This window comes from Okeania sp. SIO2B9, assembly GCF_010672505.1.
Taxonomy (GTDB): domain Bacteria; phylum Cyanobacteriota; class Cyanobacteriia; order Cyanobacteriales; family Microcoleaceae; genus Okeania; species Okeania hirsuta.
Genome location: NZ_JAAHGK010000021.1, coordinates 1 through 20,026, shown reverse-complemented (window position 1 = coordinate 20,026; position 20,026 = coordinate 1). Strand labels below are relative to the sequence as shown.

General features: G+C 40.0%; 14 protein-coding genes, 1 tRNA gene and 1 pseudogene. 12 read left to right on the top strand and 4 right to left on the bottom strand.

Going from position 1 to position 20,026, the window contains the following annotated elements; genetic code table 11:
* Both F6K13_RS01925 and F6K13_RS01920 read right to left on the bottom strand, forming a co-directional pair.
* Positions 1–824: sigma-70 family RNA polymerase sigma factor (locus F6K13_RS01925; protein WP_375340649.1), on the bottom strand; the 824-nt coding region annotated here is incomplete at its 3' end.
* Positions 825–1,069: 245 nt separating this feature from the next.
* Positions 1,070–1,405: a hypothetical protein gene (locus F6K13_RS01920; RefSeq protein ID WP_124143579.1), complete on the bottom strand. Its 336-nt coding sequence runs from the start codon at positions 1,403–1,405 to the stop codon at positions 1,070–1,072.
* Between the two features lie 1,081 nt (positions 1,406–2,486).
* On the opposite strand from F6K13_RS01920, the gene F6K13_RS01915 reads away from it, so the two are divergent.
* The 8 genes and pseudogenes from F6K13_RS01915 (at position 2,487) to F6K13_RS34840 (ending at position 15,428) form a co-directional block, all read left to right on the top strand.
* Complete coding sequence (locus F6K13_RS01915) at positions 2,487–3,086, top strand: DUF4126 domain-containing protein (RefSeq protein ID WP_124143580.1); 600 nt, start codon at positions 2,487–2,489, stop codon at positions 3,084–3,086.
* 1,295 nt (positions 3,087–4,381) lie between these two features.
* Positions 4,382–5,836 (top strand): NAD(P)/FAD-dependent oxidoreductase, encoded by a 1,455-nt coding sequence (locus F6K13_RS01910; protein ID WP_124143581.1) that lies wholly within the window; start codon positions 4,382–4,384, stop codon positions 5,834–5,836.
* Positions 5,837–6,380: 544 nt separating this feature from the next.
* Entirely contained in the window at positions 6,381–9,059 is a 2,679-nt protein-coding gene (locus F6K13_RS01905) for a GH92 family glycosyl hydrolase (RefSeq protein WP_124143582.1), read from the top strand.
* A 312-nt stretch (positions 9,060–9,371) separates the two neighbouring features.
* The gene (locus F6K13_RS01900; protein WP_205127252.1) at positions 9,372–9,578 is read left to right on the top strand and encodes a hypothetical protein; all 207 of its coding nucleotides are present in this window, start codon (positions 9,372–9,374) and stop codon (positions 9,576–9,578) included.
* A 21-nt stretch (positions 9,579–9,599) separates the two neighbouring features.
* Positions 9,600–9,725, top strand: a pseudogene (locus F6K13_RS01895) (CU044_2847 family protein); the annotation flags it as partial.
* 26 nt (positions 9,726–9,751) lie between these two features.
* The gene (locus tag F6K13_RS01890; RefSeq protein ID WP_124143583.1) at positions 9,752–11,668 is read left to right on the top strand and encodes a trypsin-like peptidase domain-containing protein; all 1,917 of its coding nucleotides are present in this window, start codon (positions 9,752–9,754) and stop codon (positions 11,666–11,668) included.
* A gap of 148 nt (positions 11,669–11,816) precedes the next feature.
* Positions 11,817–12,851, top strand: coding sequence for a MoxR family ATPase (locus tag F6K13_RS01885; RefSeq protein ID WP_124143584.1), 1,035 nt, complete (start codon positions 11,817–11,819; stop codon positions 12,849–12,851).
* A gap of 3 nt (positions 12,852–12,854) precedes the next feature.
* Positions 12,855–15,428, top strand: a complete 2,574-nt coding sequence (locus F6K13_RS34840) for a formylglycine-generating enzyme family protein (protein ID WP_124143585.1) — start codon at positions 12,855–12,857, stop codon at positions 15,426–15,428.
* 646 nt (positions 15,429–16,074) lie between these two features.
* Here the strand turns inward: F6K13_RS34840 and F6K13_RS01870 are convergent.
* Entirely contained in the window at positions 16,075–16,458 is a 384-nt protein-coding gene (locus tag F6K13_RS01870; RefSeq protein WP_124143586.1) for an endonuclease domain-containing protein, read from the bottom strand.
* A 278-nt stretch (positions 16,459–16,736) separates the two neighbouring features.
* On the opposite strand from F6K13_RS01870, the gene F6K13_RS01865 reads away from it, so the two are divergent.
* The gene (locus F6K13_RS01865) at positions 16,737–17,597 is read left to right on the top strand and encodes a formylglycine-generating enzyme family protein (RefSeq protein WP_124143587.1); all 861 of its coding nucleotides are present in this window, start codon (positions 16,737–16,739) and stop codon (positions 17,595–17,597) included.
* A gap of 110 nt (positions 17,598–17,707) precedes the next feature.
* On the opposite strand, the gene F6K13_RS01860 is transcribed toward F6K13_RS01865, so the two are convergent.
* Positions 17,708–17,794 (bottom strand) — tRNA-Ser (locus tag F6K13_RS01860).
* A 214-nt stretch (positions 17,795–18,008) separates the two neighbouring features.
* Here F6K13_RS01860 and F6K13_RS01855 point away from each other — a divergent pair.
* From F6K13_RS01855 to F6K13_RS01845, 3 genes are all read left to right on the top strand, one after another.
* Complete coding sequence (locus tag F6K13_RS01855; RefSeq protein WP_124143588.1) at positions 18,009–18,377, top strand: 2Fe-2S iron-sulfur cluster-binding protein; 369 nt, start codon at positions 18,009–18,011, stop codon at positions 18,375–18,377.
* The gene (locus F6K13_RS01850) at positions 18,367–18,888 is read left to right on the top strand and encodes a thermonuclease family protein (RefSeq protein WP_124143589.1); all 522 of its coding nucleotides are present in this window, start codon (positions 18,367–18,369) and stop codon (positions 18,886–18,888) included. Before F6K13_RS01855 ends, F6K13_RS01850 begins: the two co-directional genes overlap by 11 nt.
* 126 nt (positions 18,889–19,014) lie before the next feature.
* Entirely contained in the window at positions 19,015–19,896 is an 882-nt protein-coding gene (locus F6K13_RS01845; protein WP_124143590.1) for an inositol monophosphatase family protein, read from the top strand.
* Positions 19,897–20,026: the final 130 nt, after the last annotated feature.

The following is a 20,026-nucleotide window of genomic DNA, read 5'->3' as shown; positions in this document are numbered from 1 at the left end:
GCCGTTGCCAGTAAGGTATTGTCGTCGGCACTGGCGACACTGGTCAGGGCATTATCTTTAGTAAAGACGGGAGCGATCGCCAGTGGGGGATCGGGCTGAAGCTGATAGGGGATTTGATACGCCAGAACAGTTTCTACATCTTCTTGTAGGCAATTTTCAAAGACATATTTTGCTGGTGTTTCTCCATCAAATTCGATCACTTCCTTATAGATGGTATTTTCTCCTTTGCCTATAGGAATCTCTAAAGATAACGTTTCTTGAGCGCATTCTACAATAAATCGTAATTTCTCTGTGGTCATTTCCATGCGTGTAGCGACTTCTTCAGCAGTAAGCAGACAACGTTCCATTGACATCTGTTTAACTGTTTTCTTAATTTGGGAAATGGTTTCATAGAGATAAACTGGTAAGCGAATGATCCGAGAATAGTCACAAATAGCTCTAGTAATAGCTTGTCTAATCCACCAAATACCATAAGTAGAAAATTTATAGCCTTTTGTATGGTCAAATTTTTCTGTGGCACGAATTAATCCTAAACTACCTTCTTGGAGTAAATCTTGGAAGTCTAATCCACGGTTTTGATATCGTTTGGCAATTGATGTCACCAGTCGCAGATTAGCTGTGACCATTTTATTTTTTGCCTGTCTACCTTGCTGGAGGCGATCGCGCAATTCTGATGTACTGATTTTTGCAGCTGTCGCCCATTCTGTTTCATTAGGCGATCGCTTGAGTTGTTTCTCTAAATTTTCACGAATTTGTTCTAAAGCTGATAATTCATCAATTTGATGAGCTAAATTAATTTCTTCCTCAGCACGCAAGCGAGGTATTTTATTAATTTCTTTGTGATAAAGTTGAATGGAATCTTCAGTAAATGTTGCGGTTGGCGGTTCTAAATCTTGGTCGTAGCTACGTTCAGCAGGTTCTTTATTGGTAAATTCTTCTGTAGATTCCCAATCATTTCGGATTATATTTTCTAGCCAGTAAGTATCATAATAAGTAGGATTTTTACAGTCAATTAACCACCATTTAATTGTGATACTTATATTTTCTATTGTCTGAAGAGCAACTATTACTAACTGATGATAGTTTTTTGTACAAATGAGTAATTTTTTTTTTTGCTTTTAGGGATATTTTGGGAAATAGTTATTATTTTTTCTTGAAGTTTACGGTTTGTTTGAAATTCTGCTTGTAGCAACTCCAACAAAAATATTTCTAAACTACCTTCTTCATCGCTATGAATTTTGTAAACATTATCAATAAATCCACTGCAAGAAGTTGGTAATTCTAGCTGTTCAATCTCTAAATTTCCCAGTTGTAAATTATAGCCAAGTTTGTTAAACAAAGCTACTATTTTTTTCGGGCTATTAATTTTTTTTAGATCGTCTATTTCTAATGAATGCCCTATCATTATCATCTGTCTCCACAATTAATTTATGTTAATATGTTGAGTCTTTAATATATTGCGATTAAAAGCGTTATTCTGTCTGTTTTTTTCAAGCTTGGTAAATTTATAATAAACATTTTTTTGTGTTTTATGAATAGATAGTTGTGGTTTTTGAGAATGATTGCTTACTTTCCCCTAGTTATTCCAAGATTCAATTCAAGTAAAACTTTACACCGATCTAAGATAATTAGCGATCGCGCTTAATCATACCTATCACTATCATCAAAGAGGTTGATGAATTTAGACTTCTTTATATCATATATCTTCTTTTATGTCAATCTTTATTTTCAAATTCTTGATATTATGATGTTTTTAGGTGATCAATCAAAATTATATTTAAATATCATATTTAAAATGCTATGTCAAATTTTTATCATCTTGACTGATATGCAAAGGAAACAATTAGGATGATTATTTATACAGCATGAGATGAAAATTATGGGATAATACCAGTCTGATAAATATTTGCTACAAATAGCTAGGCTATTTCTTAGGAGTCAACCCACCCCTAACCCCTCTCAGGAAGGGAGTCAGGAGTCAGGTAGAGGAGCCTTCGGATTGGTGAGGTACAGAATGAATGGCTTTGATATTATTTTTTAGGTCGGAACTTATCTTTTTAGTCAAAAGTGGATCTCCAAAAAAGTCTTTTAATTACTCAAATTATTCGTAACATTCTTGTTGGAAAATGGTATAATAGGCAACAGGGAAGAGAAAATAAAGATTAATGTATAGCAGTCGCCATTACTATATTTGAGATATCAAAAGCTTAAAACTCAGACAACGCAAGATTTTTCTTTCTCTCCTAGATAACTAAAGCCTTCTTCCTTCTGCTATAAAACTGTACCTTACCATCTTGAACAGTGCGGTATTTATATTGAGTTTAAAAATAGTTTTCAACATTAACATTAAAAGATAATTTGTCAATCTTGATAATATATATTTATACATCTGCAATCAGCAGAAAAAATATTGAAGTAATGAATAATTATTAAATAACCACCAGCAAAATTAACAGTTTTTATGAGGAAAAATTAGGAATAAAATTATGGAAACTTTATTAGGTATTTGTCTAGGTGTAGGTTTAAGTGCAGCTTGTGGTTTTCGCATATTTGTACCTCCTTTAGTAATGAGTATTGCAGCACAGTCAGGAAATTTACAAATATCTTCTGATTTTGCCTGGATGGGCACCCCACAAGCAACAGTAGCTTTCGGAGTTGGTGCATTTTTAGAAGTTGCAGCTTACTATATTCCTTGGGTAGATGAACTACTAGATATTGTCGCCACTCCAACAGCAGTTATCGCAGGTACAATCATCACAAGTTCATTTGTGAGTGACATGAGTCCAATGCTACAGTGGACGATCGCTGCGGTCGTGGGAGGGGGTGCTGCGGGAACAGTGCAAGGTTTAACAGATGTGACCAGATTAGCATCTACAACTCTCACCGGAGGATTTGCCAATCCTGGAGTTTCCACAATGGAGTTATTAAGTTCCTCGGTGTTGTCAATTTTGGCGATTTCTGTACCAGTGTTCGCAGCTTTCCTCGTATTTGTAGTGATTGGGTTACTATTATCAGGGGTGAAAACTTTGCATCGAAAGTTGAGGCAGAGAAATAATACAGAAATACCACCGACAGAAATGGAGTAATGACTTGTACCATGTCCGGTTAAACAGTTATAAATAAATGACAGAGGAGTCAGGAGTCATAATTGAGGAGGGAAAGCGTTGTATAGAGTGCAGGATGAATTTTAGACTGGGAAACATAGGAAGTGTAAAAACATTCAATTGGATTTACCGAATAATTAAGGTAAAAATCCTCTCCTTTAAAGGAGAAACAAGCGGTCGTTCGCGACAGCGGAACGGAGTTCTCTCTTCGCAGCTTCCCGTAGGGTGGGATGGCGATCTTCGGAGCGGGTCTGTAAGAACGGGTCTCCTCGCTGTCCTCCAATCGACCAAGAGAGAAAATATTTTCCTTTTATTCAATCCTCTTCCTTTTAGGGAGAGGTAATTATCAATTATCCATTATTGAACTTCTCCCAAAAGTTTCATCCCTTGATTCACCAATTCCGGAGGGAAAAAAGAAGACGAGAAGGAGAAAGTTTTTTGATCGCGCTCTTATCTGGACATGATATTAGTTGACAATTTACTAGGACTTACGCACCTGCAATGTATTTTCGTCCGAAGCGACCGATAGGGTTTGCGCAGCAGTCCGGAACGGAAAGCAATCTCAAATCCTAGTTTTTCCTACTTCATGCGTAATACCAAATTGATAAATGTTTGCTAGAAATAGCTAGGATATTTCTCAGGAGTCAGGAGTCGTATGGGAACGGCTTTAATACCTTTTTTTCGGGCATAATATCATGTCCGTTGGTATCGTTTGTGTAAAAGTTAGCGTGGATATTTACAGGAAATTTAAGTTTTTTTCTTGCTCAATTACCTTCCTGTTTGTTGCCTGTTGCCAGATGATCTGTTGCCTGTTGCCTACCTTTTCTATACAATACCGATGCTACCGGACATGATATAAATTATCTTTTTTGTCAAAGGGACATCTCCAAAAAAGTCTTTTAATCACGCTTATTATTCGTAACATTCTTTTTTCACGCTTGGTATAATATCACGTTCCTCCTCCAGGGGAGCTACGAATTGCGGACGGGTCAGTTATAAATAAAATTTAAGAACTGACAGTACCGAAGAAATACTGAAATTATCTTGACTTTTCTTCTTTCCTCCTTTCTTCCCTCCTGACTTCTGACTCCTGACTCCTCAGTAAGTCCTGTATAAGTATTCAACGGAACATGATATAAGTCCTATTTACACAAGAAAACAACTTTATCAAAAATACTTTTGAGTAGTTCCTCCCTTGGAAAATCTCTCTTTTTTTTTGAATAAAGGGACTCTTACAATTGTTGTATACTTTTTCTAGTCATTATTCACATCAATCTATGAAATCAGAAAACTCCAGTCCAAAAATTGACTATGATGTAGCAATCGTTGGTGCGGGACCAGTGGGATTAGCAACTGCCCTCGGTCTACGCCAACGTGGGATCGAAAATATTATTGTCCTCGACCAAACTCGAGCTTTCCGTAAAGTTGGTCAGAGAGTCGATCTTTTACCAAATGGCTTAAAAGCAGTTAAATATATTGATAGGCAAGCTTACGAAAATATTAAAGAAACTGGTCAAACATTCAACAACCCACCAGAACCTAACCCGGAAAGTGAATCCAAAAAGAATCAGCCTTCGCCAGAATGGACAACCCGAAATGTCAACGGGGAAAAAATCCGTTCATTTGTCCTGAAATATGATGAATGGTTTGATAAGTACGGGGAAGGTCGAGTATCAATTTCTTGGTACAATTTACAGACTCAATTGAGAATGCGATTACCAAGCGATCGCCTCAAAATTAATCACCGTTGTGTTAATGTAGTTGCCGAGCCAGAATTGAAATGTGTTCGAGCTGATTTTATTTCTAATCAGGGGGTAGAAGCTAACCCTTATTCTCACTGGGAAAATAAACAGCAAGACGATCAAACTAGCACTCTAAGTTCCTCCCCATTACCACAATCGGAAATTATCTCAATCCGGGCTAAACTATTGATTGCAGCAGATGGGATTAATTCTACGGTGCGTCAGGTAATCTACAAAGATACTCCATATAGTGCATATAGAAAACCAGAATATTCAGGTATTGCTGCTATTAGCAGTGGGGGAGCGAATGAGATTCCAGAAACACTGTCACAGGAAATTCAGGAGCAGTTTCTTCAGAATTCGCGAATAGTAACGATCATGAATGACCAAATATCCAAAGATTCTATAATAAACGAAACCACCGAAATGATCTTATTTTCCCGTCAACCAGGTCAATTTGGATATCTAATCCACGCAGCTTTACCTTTAGAATTATTAGCAGGAAAGTCAGGAAAAGAATTAATTAATATTGCCCTAAAAGAGTTGAAAAAAGCTAACTTTCCAGAAATGATTCAGCAGTTGGTGGCTTTATCCTCCCCAGAGCAGATTCTGTCACGTCCGTATTATCTTCACCGTGCCACTGTTTCTGGGTCAGAGCAACCAAAGTGGAATATAGGGAGGGTTGTATTGGCGGGGGATGCTGCCCATGGAATGCCACCATTTATGGCTCAAGGTGCTAACCAAGGACTGGAAGATGCTGCTGTCATGGCAACATTGGTGGCTGAAATTGGTAAGCAAAATCAGTGGGATGATATAGCTGCTATAGAAGCTGCGTTTAGTAAGTATGAACGTTTGCGTCGTCCACTGATGGAATTGGTTCAACAAGCAACACTAACCAGACTACCCCTTACTTCAGAAGAGTATGGGCAGGAATACGCTCAACAAATTTATGCTCGTAATATTGACGAAATTATGCAAACATTGTTGTAAAGGTGGTAGCAAGTTAGGTAATCCTGTATAGTAATGGTCAAGTTATATCATGTCCTGGTTAAATACTTATAAATATATGTCTCCGAATGGGATATTCCTTCAAGATAGCTTCAGTTGAACATTTTTATTATAATTAATCATCCGGACATGATATTACATTTCATTAACGCATTCTACAAAAGCTATCCAAGTTTTGATGATATTAATTTAACTGTCGATTAAAAATTCAGATAGTTGTTATAATAGCAAATTGATTTATTACCGGGACTTTAACAAATATGATCAGAGGCGATTATGTCTGTAGAATTACAAATAGGAGTTTTTACTCAGTTCCATGGGGAATTTTCAGTGCCTATGGTTTTGTTGCGAATGTCGCAATAGGAGTTTTTACTCAGTTCCATGGGGAATTTTCAGTGTCTGTGGTTTTGTTGCGGATGTCGCAATAGGAATTTTTGCTCAGTTTCATCGACTCAACTATGTAGCAATACTATTAAGATAAGAAACGGTATAACTTTATTTTTCTTGCTACTTCCTTCCCCAACTTATGATCAATATAAACAAAGCAACTTCAAACAACCTCAAATATGTCAACCCCCTAATAGGTACGGGAGGTCATGGTCACACCCACCCAGGGGCAAGCGTTCCCAATGGTTTTGTTGTACTTGGTCCCGATACCAGAGTAGAAGGGTGGGATGCCAGTTCCGGATATTATGATAGCGATCGCAGTATTTTCGGTTTTTCCCACACTCACCTCAGCGGTACGGGTATTGCAGACTATGGGGATATTCTGATTTTGCCAAAAATTGGTACTATGATACTCGAACCGGGAACTCTGGAAAACCCAGAATCAGGTTATCGGGAACGCTTTGATAAAAATTCGGAAACAGCTTCTCCTGCTTACTACAAAGTCAAATTAAACTCAGGAATACAAGTCGAACTCACAGCTAAACAACGGAGTGGTTTCCACTACTACACTTTTCCCGAAAATGCTAAAGTTAACCTGCTCATAGACTTAGTTCATCGTCGAGACGAAAACACTCTCTCTGCTAGTCTCAAAGTATTAGACCAATACACCATTGTTGGCAGTCGCATCAGTCAAAGTTGGTCGCCGGAACAACGAATTTATTTTTATATCAAAATAGATAAACCACTGCAAAAAATATATATTTCCACCGATGGAAAAAATCTGAATCAACTCAAAAGTGCTAATAACAAACATATTCAATCATATTTGGAATTAGGGCAAATTTCTCATCTCAAAGTACGCATTGGTATTTCCGCAGTAGACATTAATGGAGCGCAAAGAAACCTCGCCAAAGAAATTCCCACCTGGCAATTTTACGAAACAGTTGACTCCAGCAAAGAACTCTGGCGTGATAAACTGGCAAAAATTGATATTGACACTAAAAACGAAACAGATAAAATCATTTTCTACACTGCTCTCTACCATACTTACAAAGCTCCACATATATATATGGATGTAGACAAACGGTTTCGGGGAGCAGATGGACGCATTCATACCGCCCGAGGTTTTACTAACTACACCCTATTTTCTTTATGGGATACATTTCGCGCTCTCCACCCATTGATGACTATTTTAGAACCCTCAGAAACCAATGAATATATCAAATCTATGTTGATACATTACGACCAAGTGGGTTCCCTACCAAAGTGGAAACTAGGAGAAAAAGATGTTAAAACAATGGTTGGTCGTCATGCTATTAGTGTTATTGTAGATGCTTTTACCAAAGGTTTGAGGAACTATGATAATTGGTGGGCATTGGGAGCAGCGATCGACACTATGAATAGAGAAGAACCAGAATTAAATGCCTATCGTAATTATGGTTTTGTTCCCTCAGACGTTAATGTTAATTGGTCAGTATCGCGGACTCTAGAATTTGCCTATAATGACTGGGCGATCGCTCAGTTTGCCAGAATTTTTGGAAATATTAGTCTGGCAGAAAGTTATGAAAAACGCTCCCTCGCATACCGTCAAGTATTCGACGCGAGTCAAAAATTAATGCGCCCCAAACGTAGGGATAGTAGTTGGGATAATTTCGATCCCTTTGCAGCAGCATGGGAGTCTCCTTTTATTGAGGGTAACTCCTGGCAATATACCTGGTTTGTACCTCACAATATTCCCGACTTAATTCAACTCATGGGTGGGAAGTCAGCATTTTTAGCACAACTGGAAAAACTATTTTCCCTGGATAGTAGTCAAGGAAATGAACTACCCGATATTACAGGATTAATTGGACAATATGCTCACGGGAATGAACCCAGTCATCACATCTGCTATCTTTTCAATTTTGTTGATCGCAACGATCTGACTCGTGCTTATGTCAAACAAATACTTACCACAATGTACAAAGCTACACCAGATGGCATCATAGGCAATGAAGACTGCGGACAAATGTCAGCTTGGTATATTCTCAGTGCTTTGGGTTTATATCAGGTGACTCCGGGTACGCCAATGTTTGATTTGGGATATCTACATTTTTCTCAAGCAACTATACATTTGGATAATGGCAAAGATTTTGTTATTCAAAAAGGTAATCATCCAGAACCATATTTACTCAATGGTCAACCCGCGTCAGGGTGGCAAATTTCATATCAAGATATTATGAATGGTGGTATGTTGAGTATTTCCTCACCAACACCAATAAATTCACCAACCCCAACAAATGTAATGCAATGGTATAACCAACCCCCTGTCTGGAGCGACCAAAATGGAGTAATTCAAGTTACCACAGGTGCAAAGACAGATTTTTGGCGAGTGACTCACTATGGTTTTATTCGCGATAACGGTCATTTTTATTATCAGAATATTACAGGTGACTTTACCGCTCAAGTCAAAATTACTGGTGAATATCAAGCATTATACGACCAAGCAGGTTTAATGGTGCGTTTGGATGAAAAGACTTGGGTAAAATGTGGCATTGAATTTGTAAATGGCGTGCAACAAGCGAGTGCTGTGGTGACTAGAGAATATTCTGACTGGTCAGTAGTGTGGTTGTCGGAAAACCCCGAAAGTATTTGGTTGCGGTTAAAGCGGAGTGGAGAAACGCTGGAAGTAGAATATTCTCTGGATGGAGAGAGTTATAGTTTGTTGAGACTGGGTTATTTGACTACGGCAAATGAGTTGCAAGTCGGTTTAATGTGTGCTTCTCCTGATGGGGATGGTTTTTCTGTTGTGTTTGAAGAATTTAGACTGTTTGATTAGAGAAACCTGAAGACGGAAGAGGGAAACAGACAGAATATTTGTTCAGAAAGTAGGTGGTGGCTACATTTTTATTCATCGAATGTTAATGGAACATTTTGCTCACATGACTCGGTGAAACTTGCTGCCGATTCCTCTAATTTTGGCAAAAGAATATATAATTTGAAGAAGGAGACAGGAGACAGGAGACAGGAGACAGGAGGAAAATTACATGGGGATTCTAACCCCAAGTAATTTTGAACACCGTGTAGACGGTGGGGTATTAAACCCACAAAGAAAATGATAAAATAAACTTTACTGACAGGAGACTAAATAGTGGCACGATTGGTTAAATTTCAGTTAGATGATGATGAACAGTCCTTTGTCTACATGGAAGTGGACGAAAAACTACCAGTAGGTAGCGATGAAGATAAAGATTTAATTGGAATTGGGGATGAGGTCGCTCAACAAGCTAAACAAACACTAGGAAAGGCTTTTTCTAGTATTAAGCCTGTGGCCAACGCAATTATTAAAAAGGTCTAGGATTTAAACAAACCTGCGGATGCTGTAGAGGTTAAATTTGGGGTAAAAATGAGTGGCGAACTGGGAGCTATTATTGCATCAGGAAGCGCAGAGGTTAACTATGAAATTACTCTGAAATGGAACAACACGGTGAGTAAAGCTGACTAGGGAAGCTCTCTATTGGATAAGGTTCTATGGGTTTAGAATTAGCTGTTGTTCGGGTTTTTAAGCTTGGAGGTGGTGTCGCTGGTTCTGGGTTTTTGGTTTCTACTGAGTATATTTTAACTTGTGCCCATGTAGTGGCTTACTGTTTAGCTTCTACTTCAGAAACTGCCAAAAAAATTATGAGGCAGAAAGAAATACCTCACCAAATTATTGAAGTTAATTTTCCTATTTTTACCAAAGGTAAGATAGGTCAAAAACTTCAGACAAAAGTGGCTTTTTGGCAGCCTCGAAATAATGATGAAAATGTACAAGATATTGCAGTATTAAAAGTAGTAAATCCCGGTCTACTTCCTCGAGGTGCTAAACCAATTAACCTAATTAAAATCGGAAATCAAAGTCTTTGGAACAATAAGTTTAGAGCATTAGGTTTCCCAAAAGAAGGGAGTGATGGGGAATGGGCTAAAGGAGAATTGAGAGAACGAGTAGGCCAAGGTCTTATCCAACTTGAGGGCACTACAGAGACAGGACTTCGTTTGGAGGGAGGGTTTAGTGGAACTGCTATCTGGGACGAAAGACTTCAGGGTGTTGTCGGTATGGCAGTAAAAGCAGACCAGGAACGTCCTGAAGCTAAGGTAGCCTTTATGATCCCGACGGACTTGCTGCTGGAAGTGGGGGATTTGGCCAATGTTTGTCAGGTTGATGGCAGGATACAACAGGCGATCGCTATCCTCGAGAATTATTTTCTAAGTGATGAGATACGTTATGCTTACTACCAATCTTTGCCAGAAAATTCTATTCCTCTGAGTTCTGGGAAATCTCTACACGAGTTTCCCGAATCTTTGAGGGAGATGATTCAAAATTTGGATAACTGGATGAAGGAGAATTATTCTTTACTGGAGAGATTTATTTGTTTTTTACTACTGCATCTCCAGGATTTAGAAACTCTTCCTAAACTTTGCCAGGAACTAGAAAAATGGTTAGAAAGTTACTTGCAAAATCATCAAAATTTGATGGGTGCTTTAAGAAAAGAGAAGGCGATCAAAAATCAGCAACCATTTCAAGTGGGAGAACAAGAAACTTGTTTATTAGTAGGGGCAATTGAAAAGAGTAGTACGTTTTTAGTGAAGGCATGGCTAATTGAAGATGCACGAAATTATACGCCCGAAAATGCTCAAGGTTGTCATTCTTTAATTGACGAAGAAGATATCCTGATCAATGAGAAAGGGACTATAATTAGTCAAAAAACTACCTCGGAGTCAAAAAAAGCTAAAAATTTAACTGAATTACTACAGTTATTTTGGGCTGATGTTCCGTCCCGTTGTAATTCTAACCTGAAAAAAATTTCAATGTTTCTGCCTTACAAGTTAATTGACCGAGATATCAAGCCAGTAGATCAATATTTGAGTGATGAGAATGTACCTGAGGATTACCAAAATCTATTGGGGACAGAATGTGAAGTAACCGTGAGGTTTTCCGAACGCCTTAAGTTATCACAAAAATCTAATCCTTATGTAGGTAAGTTTGAGGAAAAGTGGCGATCGCTAGCCAGCATACAGGGCGAACAAGCAGCTAATATTTTTCATCCTTCAGGCATTAGCAATGTTAAGAGGTTTTTCAAACAAATTCATCCTAATAACGTGCTTGCAGTAAGATTAACAGAAATGCTGCAAGCAGAGAAACGAGAATCAATTATGGAAGCCTTTTACTACGCCGGAATTCCTGTGGCACTGTGGATGAGGTCAGAAGCAGAAAATCTTGATTGTTGCGAGGCGCTCAAAGGTGTATGTCAAACTTGTAACTGTTGGTCAAAGTTACCTGAAGCTATAAAAGCCAAACGTTATGAAGCTTGGGAAGCAGAGGTTGACACGCATATTGGCAATCACTTATCATTACTCTGGGATGACCCTAATCTTGTACCACCTGTTCAACAACTGAGGATGCCTTAATCAGTTATCAGTTATCAGTAATAAATTTACAGTTAATTATTCTGAACAAAACTATAACAATTCCCACAGTTATTAGGTACATTGACGATCCCCCTAAATCCCCCTTAAAAAGGAAGACTTTGAAGTTCCATAATCTTTTCTACTAAAAATGAGTGATTGGGAAATTTTTAAACAAAACATAGAACCTCACGATGGCATCGAAAATTTGCCACCGCCTCCCAGTTGGCGACCCTTTGGTCAAAAGAGGAAACCTGGTGAAAGTCGCCTGAAACGACGGGGTGAAACTTTTCAGGTGCGTCCTGATGAGGTAAAAATGATTAACGCTGCATTATACTTGAGGCGACCGCTACTAATCACGGGAAAACCAGGAACGGGTAAATCTTCCCTCGCTTATGCTGTAGCTCGACAACTGAAACTGGGAGAAGTGCTTTACTGGCCAATTACTACCCGCACTACCTTGAAAGAGGGACTATACAGTTATGATGCTATCGGTCGGTTGCAGGAAGCTAAACAACAGGAAAACCAAAATAATCAAACTCTTTCCCCAGAGCAACGTCGAGAACAAATTCAACAGATTGAAAAATATATAACTCTTGGGTCTTTAGGGACAAGTTTGCTGCCCTCAAAATATCCTCGCGTTCTCCTGATAGATGAGATTGATAAAAGCGACATTGACCTACCCAACAACCTACTGGCTATTCTAGAAGAAGGGTCTTTTGAAATTCCGGAATTGGTGAGAATTAAGAAAGAGGTAGACAAGGTAACGGTGCGTACTGCTTACACTGACGCAACTGAGGAAAAGACAGCCTCTGAGATGGAGGCGGAGGTTGAGAATGGGCGGATAACTTGCACCGCTTTCCCTTTTGTGGTAATGACCAGTAACGGAGAGAGAGATTTTCCTGCACCTTTTTTACGGCGGTGTTTGCGCTTAAGGATGAAATCTCCCACAAAAGAGGAATTGACCAAAATTGTTACTGCTCATTTTAATAATGATACTGCTGAACAGGAAAAAATCCAAAAGCTGATTGAAGATTTTATTGACCGACGAGAGGAGGGAACCCTGGCAACTGACCAGTTACTCAATGCAATTTTCATGGTAACAGAGGGTCGCATTCCTGCTACAGAGGATAAATTAGTGCAGCAACTTTTCCAAGATTTAGGAAGAGTTGACGATGAGGATTAAGGGATGAGTGATTCTAGTTTTCATCGTACCATTGAACGTTTGATAGACCGACTCGATCAAACCGGAATGTTAAAACGTCTGGAACTCAGCAATGAAGATATTGCCGATAGTATCTGGTTAGCTTTACAAATGGGTACGGTAGAGACTCAACAAAAGCAGGAGCAAAAACCAGAACCCGAACAACTTCTGCCGATCAAATTTGAGGAAGGCGAACCCCAAGAATCTGTAACTGACAGAGAACCCATTGTTTCAGTAATCACTGAAGAATCAAGTTTTCAAACTCCCGAACAACCTCCAGTCAAAGGTTTATCTTTTCAAGCTCCAGCAGCAGCAGCTCTCCTGAATGTACTGGAATTAGGCCGTGCGCTGCGCCCTCTGATGCGGAAAGTTCCCTCTATCACAGGAAAAGCACTAGATGAAGAAGCAACCGTGAATTTAATTGCCGAGCAGGATGTGTGGTTGCCTGTGACTAAACCAGAACCTGAACGCTGGCTTGATTTAGAATTGGTGGTAGAAGAGTCTAGTTCGGCTTTTATTTGGAGAGAGACTGTTAATGAGCTACAACAAATCTTTGAAACTCAAGGAGCATTTAGAAATGTGCGAGTCTGGAGTTTGCTCAGTTCAAATAGCAAATTAAAATTAGTCCGGCGAGATAGCAGTGGAAAACCCAGGCAACGTGAACATAGTCACCGTGAATTGATTCATCCTAACCAACGGGGGGTAGTTATTTTCGTGAGTGACTGTACCTCTGCGGTTTGGCAAAATGCCACCATTCACAAATGGTTAAAAGTGTGGTCAGAGAAAAGCCCTACTACAGTGCTACAATTGTTCCCCGAATATCTTTGGGATAGTACCCAACTGGGAGCGGGAAGAAAATTATTTGGTACTACTATTACACCAGGAGTTGCTAACCCCCGTCTGATGTTGGAAAATCTACCCGCTTGGATACCTATAGACTGGAAAAATGCTTTGGTTTTACCAGTTATTCTGCCGGAACATGAACTGTTGAAAAGTTGGTGTCGGGTAGTGTCGGGAGCAAGTAATGCACGAGTACCTACATTTTTATTTGATTTAAAATTTGTCGAGGAACAATATTACGATCAACCTGAGCAACCCGAATCTATAACGGAACTTTCAACCACAACTAGGGTGAGGCAATTTCTGGCAACAACTTCTATTACTGCTCAACGACTGGCAGGAATGATGGCAGCAGCTCCCGTAAATTTATCTGTGGTTAACTTGATTCGCAAAAATCTATTACCAGAAGCTAACCCAGTTCATGTGGCAGAAGTTTATATGGGAGGTTTGCTTGCTGCAACTGACTCTAATGGTCAAGAACAAATCTATGAATTTTTTCCCGGTGTCCGGCAAGAGTTGAATCAGGCAATGGGACGCAATGAAACTACAGCCGTTCTGGATGCTATTTCTCGTTACATAGCTGAAAAAATTGACCGACCTATTCGTAGTTTTCGGGCGTTGTTGGCGTTATTGCCTCAATATGAGGAGGAAGACCGGGAGAAAGTTTTACCTTTTGCCCAAGTTGCTGTTGAAGTATTGGAAAATCTAGGGGGAGAATATGCCGAATTTGCCCGTGAAGTTGCCCAGAATATTTCCGGTGTTTCAGGTTCAACAATGGGGGAAACTGGAGAAGTGACACCAGAACCTCAAATTGAAATTGATACCTTTGACGTTGCCTTGATTGAGGTTGAGAAAACTGTAACGTTTGAGTTTGATGTGGCAACGTTGGAAAAAAGACGTTCAGGATGGTTGAAATTATTGGGAAATAGATGGGTAATCAAAAAACAACGCCGACGAGTTACTGGTATTGTTGAAAACTTGGGCGATGGAATTAAACTTGAACTGGTGGAAATTCCCGCAGGAAAGTTTATCATGGGTTCAAATGAATTCCGACGCGCTACATTTGCAAGTCCTCAACATGAAGTGAATGTTTCAGCTTTTCTCATGGGTCGCTATCCCATTACTCAAGCTCAATGGAAAGCCATTGTTAATAATGTGCCGAAAATTGAACGTGACCTTGACTCTAACCCCTCATATTTTAAAGGAAATAATCGACCTGTGGAAACAGTGTCTTGGTACGATGCAGTAGAATTTTGTGCCAGACTGTCCAAATATACGGGGAGAAACTATCGGCTTCCCAGTGAAGCTGAATGGGAATATGCTTGTCGTGGGGGAACAACTACGCCTTTTCATTTTGGAGAAACCATTACTACAGGTTTAGCAAATTATGACGGCAATTACAGTTATGGTCAAGGGGCAAAAGGTAAGTATAGACAAGAAACAACTCCTGTAGGTAGTTTTGAAGTGGCCAATGCTTTTGGCTTATACGATATGCACGGTAATGTTTATGAATGGTGCGAAGATGATTGGCATGAGAATTATAAGGGGGCACCCAATGATGGTAGTGCATGGCGATCGGGTAATCAAAGAACTACAAAACTCCTTCGTGGCGGCTGCTGGCGCTTCAAGCCTTTGTGGTGTTGCTCTACGTCCCGCCACTTCCATTCTCCCGCTGTCTCAAGCTACTATATTGGTTTTCGTGTATTGCGTGTCTCTTGAATAGCCCCTCTTTCACCCTCTTGAGTCCTGTCTTTGGCCAGAGAAAAGAGCGATCGCTCTTTCCCAAACTATGGTCTCCCTCTTTTCAGGGTTAGGGGGGATCGAAGCCCAAGGTAAAGTCAACAGAAAAAAATCCCTGCTGTTGATCGGAAATTTGAAGTAGGGGAGTGATCGATTGAGAGGTAGTAGTGGGAGTGGTTGAGTTGGGATTTGTTGTGGGTTTCTCAAAGCCTGTGTCGATCCCCCCTAACCCCCCTTTCTAAGGGGGGACAAGAGTAATACCAAATCCGCCTTAGAAAGGGGGAAAAAAGTAAGTTGCCTTAACAGTTATCAGTTGTCTATTAAAAGAGTGATGCTATATCTGCAACCCTGCGGGTTCTGCTCCTGACCAAAATCCGGACGCATTCCGGTTCCCCCCTTGAAAAGGGGGGGACAAGAGTAAGTTGTCTCCCTTAGAAAGGGGGGAACAAGAGTAAGTTGTCTTAAGAGTTATCAGTTGTTGATTAAAAGAGCGATGTTATATCTGCAACCCTGCGCGATCTTGTAGCGGCGCTAGCACTATTGCTCCTGACCAAAATCCCGACACATTCCGGTCCCCCCCTTTTCAAGGGGGGTTAGGGGGGATCGCAAGGAGTGTTATGAGGAATCAATCTCTCAGCTCATCAATCAAACCCTCCAACTGCCAACAAACCCCCTCAAATTCTTGCAAAACATCAACATTAGTAAACCTAACCACCCGCAACCCATAACCCTCCAAAACAGAAGTCCTCTCAGCATCATAAGCTTTTCCCTCTTCCGTAAAGTGGCTATCCCCATCAACTTCAATTACTAACCCAAGAGCAGCACAATAGAAATCAACAATAAAGTTATTAATAGGTCGCTGTCTCAACACGCGCAGGGGAAAAGTTCTGAGGAAATCTTGCCATAGTTTTTTTTCTGCCGGAGTGGGGTTTTTACGGAGTTGTTTGGCGATGGGGACGAGTTGGCGGTTGTAGGGGAGGTGGAAGTTGGAGTCGTTAAGTTTTGGCATGGTAGGTGTTTGTAGTTGGTTTGTTTGAGTTACCTGGCTTTTAGATCCCCCCTAACCCCCCTTAAAAAGGGGGGGACTTAAAAGCCCTTAAAAAGGGGGGGATTGGAGTAGTAAGATTAGGGAGTAATTATAGTTAAAGGATTTCACGGTTTTTCGATTAGCTCAATGTAAGGGTTTCAACAAACAATAGTAGGATAGGTTCTAAAATAGATAGGGCTAGAGCAATACTACTAGCCCTGATTATAATTATTCAACTGGACATGATATAATTCAAATTAATGGTAAGGATAACTATTCGTAAGAAGAGGCAACAGGCTGAATACTATATCGAAGACCTGGGCAATAATGTTGAGCTGGCTATGGTGAAGATTCCAGAAGGCAAGTTCCTTATGGGTTCCCCTGAAGATGAATTAGAGCGATGGAGTAGGGAAAGCCCCCAACATGAAGTTACAGTGCCGGAATTTTACATGGGACGTTATCCTATTACTCAGGGTCAGTGGAAAACGGTTGTTGAAACTACTGAAAAGATTGAACGTGACCTTGATTCTGACCCTTCAAGATTTAAAGATGACTATGAAAACTATAAGCGTTGGAGTCGCCCAGTTGAGAAAGTTTCATGGCTAGACGCTAAAGAGTTTTGTGCTAGGTTAAGCCAGAACACAGGGAGAGAATATCGCCTACCCAGTGAAGCAGAATGGGAATATGCTTGTCGTGCAAGAACGACTACACCTTTTCATTTTGGAGAAACCATTACTACAAATTTAGCTAACTACTGTGGAATAGATAGAGAGATTAATCAAAATACTGACAGTGGTTCCTATGGCAGAGGTCCAAAGGGAGAACATAGAGAACAAACCACTCCAGTGGGTTACTTCAAAGTTGCTAATCTCTTTGGCTTATACGATATGCACGGCAATGTTTTTGAATGGTGTGAAGATTATTGGCAGGATAATTATCAGGACGCACCCAATGATGGTCGTGCATGGCTATCAGGTAATCAAAATACTACAAAAGTCCTTCGTGGTGGCTCCTGGTACGACCTTCCGAGGAGGTGTCGCTCTGCGTACCGCAGCTACTATCTTCCCAGTGTCACGCTTGACCTTATTGGTTTTCGTGTATTGCGTGTACCTCACGTTTGATCAATTGCTGAAACCTATTGCTGGATATAAAAGATAGGCTAAATCGACTTATTTCAACCATTAAACCAGGGCAAGATTTTTAGGAAATTGCTGAAAGTTAATTTATAGAACGGAGAGGGGGGGATTCGAACCCCCGTATAAGTCACCCCATAACAGCATTTCCAGTGCTGCGCCTTAAACCACTCGGCCACCTCTCCAAAAAGCAAAAGTATTAAATTTTATATTTGCTCACAATTATACTATTGTAGCAGAATTATTCTAAATTTTGCAAGTCTTTCTGGCAAAAAAATTTTATATTGGATATTGGGCCTAAATAACATAAGATAAATATTAAATCATGTTTTAGTTTATTAATTAAAACTTAATTTCTAAATCGCCAGCAATAACTATAAATTATAGTCTCAAATTATTATGGCCCGTAATCACCAAATTCGCATACACGATCGCCAAAAAGATACATATCATACAGTCCAGGTTCCTGAAGACCGCTACATCCTCCACAGTGCTGAAAACCAAGGAGTAGATTTACCATTCTCCTGTCGTAATGGTGCTTGTACTACTTGTGCAGTGAGAGTTATATCTGGCCAACTCTATCAACCAGAAGCAATGGGACTATCATTAGAACTTCAAAAACAGGGTTATGCTCTTCTGTGTGTCAGCTATGCTCGTTCTGACCTACTTGTAGAGACACAAGATGAAGATGAAGTATACGAACTCCAATTTGGCCGCTATTTTGGCAAAGGAAAGGTAAGAGCGGGATTGCCATTGGATGAAGATTAGAATCATTTTTCTAGTTATAGCCTGGATACTTTTCGCTGGCTGCCAAAACTCAAATCCCCCCTCGGGCAAAATAATCAGAGTAGAAAGGGTTGTTAGTGGACAAACCATCGAGATAACTGACCGTTCTGCTGCTGTACCTATACTAGAACCCATTCGCTTGATTGGTATTCAGGCACCAGATGTCAGACAAAAACCTTGGGGACAAGAAGCTAGAACCCAACTAGAAAAGTTAACCTTGGGGCAAGAAGTTTTATTAGAGTTTGATGTCCAGAAAAAAGATAAATTTGATCGCCAACTAGCTTATATTTGGCTGAATGGGAAATTAATTAATGAATATATGGCAGAAGAAGGTTTGGCCTTGGCAGAGCCATATTTTCCTAACAATAAGTATACAGAACGTCTTGCTAATGCCCAAGAAAAAGCTAGACTGATGGGGCGAGGTATCTGGAATCCAGAACGTCCAATGCGTCAAACTCCAGCACAATTTCGTCGTGAAAATCTTAAACAGTAGAATTAATAAAGTCAAAAGTCAAAAGTCAGAAGTTATTGTTGTTATGGAGATGAGTTAGCAACCCTCCAAAAATATTTCGCTAATCAAGGTGGGGTTTCCTGTTAATTATGTAAGTTAATTATTTTTATGAGTGCAGAACAATTACAAGTTTTCTTAGATATTGCCACTGAAGCTGCTCTTGCTGGTGGTGCAGAGTTGATGTCTTATTGGGGCAATCTTCAAGATATTCAAGAAAAGGGCAGTCCAGTAAATTTGGTAACTGAAGCTGACAAAGCTGCTGAAAAGGCGATCATCAAGGTTTTACAGCGACATTTGCCAAACCATGGCATTCTAGCTGAAGAGTCGGGAGAGTTGGGAGATACAACAAGTAGATATCTATGGGCAATAGACCCTTTGGATGGTACTACTAATTTTGCTCACCAATATCCTTTTTCAGCATCCTCGGTAGGATTATTAATTGATGGGGTACCACAGGTGGGGGTGGTATTTAATCCGATTTTAGATGAACTTTTTCGTGCAGCTAAAGGTTTGGGGGCAACTTGTAACCGCAAACCAGTTAGTGTGTCTCAGACTACTACGTTAGAAAGAAGTTTGACGATAACGGGTTTTGCTTACGACCGACGGGAGACTACTGATAATAACTACAAAGAATTTTGTCAAATATGTTATCTAGCTCAAGGTGTACGACGTTCTGGTTGTGCTTCTATGGATCTATGTTCTATTGCTTGTGGTCGTGCAGATGGTTACTGGGAAAGAGGTTTGTCTCCTTGGGATATTGCTGCAGGTATAGTGGTGTTGCAAGAAGCAGGGGGTAAAGTTACAGCTTATAATGGTAGTCCTTTTGATATGAGTTCGGGTAAAATTTTAGCGACTAATGGCAAAATTCACGATTTAATGAGCAAAGCGTTGATTGAAACTCCGCCTCTATCTCATTGGTCTACAATAGACATCTCTAGAAAAGAGGCAACAGGCAACAGGCAACAGGCAACAGGGAGAAATAATTGTTGAAGAAGGAGACAGGAGACAGGAGACAGGAGACAGGAGACAGGAGACAGGAGGAAAATTACATGGGGATTCTAACCCCAAGTAATTTTGAACACCGTGTAGACGGTGGGGTATTAAACCCACAAAGAAAATG